This window comes from Okeania sp. SIO2F4 (assembly GCF_010672385.1).
Taxonomy (GTDB): domain Bacteria; phylum Cyanobacteriota; class Cyanobacteriia; order Cyanobacteriales; family Microcoleaceae; genus Trichodesmium.
Genome location: NZ_JAAHGT010000580.1, coordinates 1 through 6,182, shown reverse-complemented (window position 1 = coordinate 6,182; position 6,182 = coordinate 1). Strand labels below are relative to the sequence as shown.

Below are 6,182 nucleotides of genomic sequence, written 5' to 3'. Positions count from 1 at the left end.
TTGGCATCAATGACAGTAATTGGCAGTACAAATAAAAAAATATTTGAAGTATATATTGAACAAATTTTAGTACCTCAATTCTGGCGCTTAAGCAATTGTATTAATGGATAATTTAAGTATTCACGGGAGGGCAAAGAATTGAAGAATTAATTAACTCACGGTTGAGCTACATTAATATTCTTACCCGCTTACTCGCGCCTATTTGTCGCAAGCTCGAATTATGCTGGTCAAAATTTAAAAATTTCCTCCGTTGTGATGAGGCTCGAACTTGTGAACAATTGGATCGAGTTATTAGTTTAGCGTTGGCGGAGCAAGTGCGGCAGCTATATCGCTCAAATTACTGAAGATGATGCCGTGGGTTGGTTCTATTCATTGTGGTTTATTCATATGAAAACCGCTGATATACCACGGCGTTGCCATTTATGAAAATACCTATATACAGTTGGCAAGTAATGGGGTATTATTTCCCACTGACATCCAGTCCGTTGTACATAAAATACACCATTGAGAATCTCTATGAAATCAACTTTAATAGGATGAGCAAACTCTTTTGGCTTAGGTAGCAGAGGCTTGAGTATTTCGCATTTTCAATCACTCAGACCACTTGGGTATGGTTGACGAGAGCCGAAAACACAAACAGCATTTAGTAATATCCCAGCCCTTTACTTCGACTGCTATACTATTAGGCTTACTAACAGTAATTATTATAGCAATTCCCAAAAAGCTTGAGCTACAAAATTCGTTTGGTTGAGGCAACAGTTCAGAAGGCAAGAGGCAACAGGCAACAGGGAAGAAAGATAAAAGTGTACCTTACGCTTACTGAGAAACGCTATAGTATTTTTACAAGTAGTTCCTAGCTTTTTTATTTGAGATATATGTTAATTTTATAGCTAGTTAGATGGCTGAAGATCGGAAAAATGAATATTAACTAAGTTAGTTAAAGTTGAACTACATTCAGCCGTTGGCTGTTAATTGGAGGTAGGATAATCAAGATAATTTTTTTCTAGTTTAACTAGGTCAGGATCTAATTTTTTATCAGTGTTAGATTGCATTTTTTCTGGTAAATTTAGTTGATACATAACCTGATTTTTCCTATTCTATTTGAGGAATAAAGAGCCTCTAACTCACAACCAAAGCAGGATACTTCTACTACAAAAAATTGATTTTTGAGAGGCTACAAGCTGTGATATAAGCATTTTTTTTTAATAATTAATTTTATTAAAAGTAGAGAGTAGTTAACTAATACTCTTAATAAACGACTGCGAATATTTTAGGCAGCCACAGTTGATTATTGCTAATCTTTTCCAACAGTTTTATATTTCTTTTTATGAAAGTGGATACCTTAAGACATAATGAATTCACTTGTCTAGACTAATTTTGAAACATTTGACAGCCTAGAAAATGTCTAAGTACAACATATTTATTGTTAGTTCTTAGAAGGGTCGAAAATTAATGTTCTCAAACATGGATCAATATTTAGCTCTGAGTTAAGAGCGTGAATAGTAATGTTTTTGCCATTGCAATCTCGATCAATAGTTTGCTCCATTTTAGGTAGTTTTCGTTTAGTGGATAGCCCCATCTGTTTTAACAGTCGATTAATATGGCGATCGCTTAACTCAATGCCAAATTCTCTCGCTAAATGTTTTCCTAGCCAATTGGCAGTCCACCGCCGGAATACATAACCATATTCTTTGGGGCTATGAGTTACCAACTCTTTCAAACGTTGTAAATATTGTTCGTTAACTTCTTGAGGACGACCTATGGGATGATCTTTCCATTTATGGGCTTGACCACACTTAGTTATTAGTATCCAATGCCTAGCTGTACCTGGAGCACAACCTATAGCTTCACAGATTTCTCTCTGGGTTTTGCCTTCATCTGCTAGAAGGATAATTTCAATTCTCTGGCGATATTGCCACGGTAGATTATCATCCAAATTATCCTGTAAGTGTTGGCGCTGAAAAGATGTTAAGTACTTACCGTTTGGGCCGAATTGAGTCGTTTTGATTTTGTAGTTCAATTGATTAGACAACATAAGTTTCTGATTAAGTATTTGCAATTCCAGTTGCTATTTTTCCAGTTTCTATTTCTTACAACTAGGGGTATTTCTGAACTATTGGCACTTATGCAGTTTTTGATCTCAATGTTGAGCAAATTTACTTGGGAATTGGTTTTCCCCTTGATTGCTGGTAGTTGCAAACGTGCATAATTATTTATTTGATCTAGTGATATCAATTTTATTTAATTAATTGATAAAAAAAACCTATATTAAGAGTTGATATCATGTCGGGTTGAATACTTATAAATAAACGACGGAGGAGTCAGGAGGACCGAGTCAGGAGGGAAGAAAGAAGAACCAACAAGCAACAAGCAAGAAGAAATAGTAGGAAAAGGAGAAAGTTTTTTTATCACGCTCTTATCCGGACATGATATGATTTGTAAACATAAAAAGCGTCGGAAGGAAGTACGCAGCGCCCGTTTTAACGGCTGGCAGAATAACGACACGCGGGTAATAAAGCGGAGTAAAATTCTGCTATACTAGAGGAATAAGGAACAAGGTTTGTCGCTATGACAAGAGTGCACTTTGCGGTGAAATTCCGGTGGACACCTGTAAGGGGAATTGATTTCCTACGACGGCTGAAAGCAAGCAGGCAGCTAGGACAGCGAGAAGATTGCTCCAACACCTACAGAGTAAAACCACTCGTGAAAGCTATAAAAAAAGTAAGCCCACAGCTAAATTTTTGATTTACGCCGAGGAGTTTAGAAGTCTGCCCTTCAGGCTTGAAGCAAATGTGGATTTATGAGGGGCTGCGTGCGGAAGTAAATTCCGCACTTTAAAAGCCCCGTCCCATTTGCGGTGGATTTCCCACAGAATCCAGGGTGTTTCAACCCCTGGAGATGTCAATTAAAGGAATTCAGTCTCTTAATATTTACTTAAAAAAATCAACTTTCAGCAGAACTGTCCAGGCAATCCATAAATGGATGGTAATGAATTGTTACGATAAGATGAGGTGTAAATTATATAAATACTATGCAACTAACTTGGTTAGATAGTAATTCCTGGCTAATTGAAATTGGAGGCAAACGACTTCTCATAGATCCTTGGCTCGTTGGCCCCCTGGTTTTTAGTAATCTACCTTGGTTGTTTAAAGGGGAACGCCTTACTCCCCGTGCCATTCCAGAAAATGTAGACCTCATTGTATTGTCTCAGGGACTAGAAGACCATGCTCACCCAGAGACACTTAAACAATTAGACAAAAATATTCATGTTATTGCTTCTCCCGCTGCGGCAAAAGTAGCACAAGAGTTTGGTTACTCTCAGGTAATCAGACTTGGTCATGGTGATACCTACTCTTTTGACAATAGTGTTGAAATTAGAGCAGTTCCCGGTTCACTCGTCGGCCCAACGTTAATAGAAAATGGTTACATTTTCAAAGACTTAAGCACTGACAATACAATATACTATGAACCCCACGGGAACCATTCTGAAGAAATCAAAGAATTTGCTCCTATAGATGTTGTCATCTCCCCAATTATCAATTTGAATTTGCCGTTAGTTGGGCCAATAATTAAAGGAAATGAAAGTGCTTTACAGGTGGCTCAATGGTTGCAACCTCAAGTCATGCTACCTACGGCAGCAGGAGGTGATGTAGATTTTCAAGGATTACTCATATCTTTCCTCAAAGCTGAAGGAAGTGTTGAGGAAACAAAATCTCTATTAGCTAAAAATAATCTGGCGACAAAAGTTATAGAGCCTCAGCCTGGAGAAAGTTTTGAAATACAATTAGAGCAACGACCATTAATTTATTAATTTGACCAAAAAATAAGGTTAATAGCCTTCCCTTTTGGGGTTAGTGATTAGGTCATGCTCTTATATATTTATGAACTGTACAACTATATTTTTTTCACAGATATTTGAGACAAAAGCATTACGCATTGACCAACGCCTAGATACGAAACTAACCAGTACCATTTGGTTGCAATTATATGAGGTATACTTTTGGGTTCAGCAGTGCCAATGCCTTTCTTCTGTTTAGTTTGATGACCTTCAATACTAGATTCTCTGTAGGATAACTATGGCCAACTTCCCTGGCAAAGGATTGGGATAACATTACCCTTACTTCGCTTTACGCCCATGCACTCAGAGACAGAGTTGCTAATTATGAATCCAGGGATGTTGGAGTCAGAAGGTATCCGCGTCGGAAGAAATTTAACCTCCATGAGTATCAGAGTTAATCTTTTAGTGAAAAATTGGGGTATGCGCCTCGCCCTTGTAGGGCGACCAGGGCAAACGCATCTAAATTCTAGAACCTTCTGCCGTTAAGCTTCAGAGAATTAATAAGTATAAATACTCACAAGCTTGACACCCTTGCCCTGTCAGAACTTCAAAATAAGATGCGTTTGCCCTGGTAAGGCGACTTTTTGATTGATTAAGGAAAGATAAGCTATAGTGTTAGGACTTACGCAGAGACGATGTATGTAGTGTTAAAAACTATAGCGCTACAGTTTTTGCACTCTATATATACTACCTCTGCGTAAGTCCTGAGTGTGATAGTCGCGGGCTGGCAGTCCAAGACATTAAACTGACACGGAGGGAAGCGTCAGACTGCCGTCAAGGTAGCAGCACCCGATGAAACGTCAACCCACCGAAGAGTTAAGGTTCAGCAGGAATCTCCGTGCCTGCCTCTTGCCTCCTACGGAGGAGCTGCGCTTTTCATGTCGCGCAGCGAAACAGAGGAGCTGCCTCCTACGGAGGAGCTAGGCTTTTCATGTCCCGCAGCGAAACGCTAACACGGATAGGATGTCAAACGGCCGGCTGAACCTAGACAACTAGGGTCTACTTAAGCCAAACCAGTCACACCTACTGATAACTGAAATGACATACTCCTGAGAGTGGGCAATTGCTACACTGCTGGATTTTTCAATAGCCACAGAACAAATCGCGGTTTTGACAGAGACAATATCCTCCCCTAATTATCAATAAAAATCTTTTGTTGACAATCATTTAATTATTGTGTATGATTATCAATAATTATAGATTTTTGATAAAATGCCGTGGCTCTTTATACACCATCTTCATTTAAAGCAGAACTAAATGAAAAAGGTTGGCGAATGACTCCCCAACGGGAGACAATTTTGCACATCTTTCAAAATCTGCCCAAAGGCAATCATCTGAGTGCCGAAGACCTTTATAATATGCTACAAAATAGGGGTGAAAGAATTAGTCTATCTACCATTTACAGAACCTTAAAGTTAATGGCAAGGATGGGAATCCTACGAGAACTGGAACTAGCAGAAGGACATAAACATTATGAAATAAATCAGCCTTATCCTCATCATCACCATCATCTTGTGTGTGTACAATGTAATAAAACAATTGAATTTAAGAATGATTCTATTTTAAAAATTGGTCTCAAGCAAGCTGAAAAATCGGGATTACATCTTTTAGATTGTCAGTTAACTATTCATACAATTTGTTATGAGGCTCTAAGAAAAGGATGGCCTTCCCTCGTATCTGCTGAGTGGTCTTGTCCACGGGCGCTTGCGGATGCAGAACACAGTGAATAAATCAAATTTGCTCAACAAAAAATACCCCTACCTCATCTCAAAGTTAGGGTAAAGACAGAAGCTAAAATTCTACCTAAATATACTCAAACTTACTTTTCTCTTGGTCGATTGGATATGGCAAGGAGACCTCGCCATCCCTCGACCGCTTCTTCAAAATTTTTAGTGGTAAATGGCAAAGCTTCTGTTATAATTGAATTAGTAGGTGTAGTTCCCGCCGATTTGAAGCCTGCTCTTGAGAATCAGGTTAGAGACTGCGGGAGCGTGATTTTTAGTGAAGCAGGAAGCTCCTCTCCCAAGCCTAACTAAAGGTTGGGTAAGTTTGGATAAGTTCAGTAGAATGGTTCAATATCAATCTCATTGAAGTTCAATTAGATAAATAGAAATAGTTTACATCCTCTCGACGTTGCCCTTGGGTGACAATGGGAAATTCCTAACTATCACTGATTAGGGGTTTCTATTGCCTTTTTACAGAGAATCTGCGCGTTTCATCTTGCGAAGCGTTTCATGTCGGCGACAGCCGAAAAGCGAAACAATGTAAGTACCTGTCTAATGATTCGAGCCTCTTTCCGGTCTAAAGGCGCGCTCCACAGACAAGACAGCGCCGCCAAAGGGGA

At 39.0% G+C, this 6,182-nt stretch carries 4 protein-coding genes; 2 read left to right on the top strand and 2 right to left on the bottom strand.

What is annotated here, in order from left to right; translation table 11 throughout:
* Window positions 1-383 precede the first annotated feature (383 nt).
* Window positions 384-578, bottom strand: a complete 195-nt coding sequence (locus tag F6K22_RS42530) for a transposase (RefSeq protein ID WP_363274590.1) — start codon at window positions 576-578, stop codon at window positions 384-386.
* Between the two features lie 848 nt (window positions 579-1,426).
* Window positions 1,427-2,035, bottom strand: coding sequence for a helix-turn-helix domain-containing protein (locus F6K22_RS27940; RefSeq protein ID WP_293105632.1), 609 nt, complete (start codon window positions 2,033-2,035; stop codon window positions 1,427-1,429).
* A 996-nt stretch (window positions 2,036-3,031) separates the two neighbouring features.
* Between F6K22_RS27940 and F6K22_RS27935 the strand changes: the two genes are divergently transcribed.
* Window positions 3,032-3,811: an MBL fold metallo-hydrolase gene (locus F6K22_RS27935; RefSeq protein WP_293105629.1), complete on the top strand. Its 780-nt coding sequence runs from the start codon at window positions 3,032-3,034 to the stop codon at window positions 3,809-3,811.
* Window positions 3,812-5,055: 1,244 nt separating this feature from the next.
* Window positions 5,056-5,568 (top strand): ferric uptake regulation protein, encoded by a 513-nt coding sequence (locus tag F6K22_RS27930; RefSeq protein ID WP_293105626.1) that lies wholly within the window; start codon window positions 5,056-5,058, stop codon window positions 5,566-5,568.
* The last annotated feature ends 614 nt before the right edge of the window (window positions 5,569-6,182 follow it).

Excerpts from the sequence above, each read along its gene's own strand:
- F6K22_RS27935 (WP_293105629.1), top strand. The coding sequence starts at position 3,032 with ATGCAACTAACTTGGTTAGATAGTAATTCCTGGCTAATTGAAATTGGA.
- F6K22_RS27940 (WP_293105632.1), bottom strand. The coding sequence starts at position 2,035 with ATGTTGTCTAATCAATTGAACTACAAAATCAAAACGACTCAATTCGGC.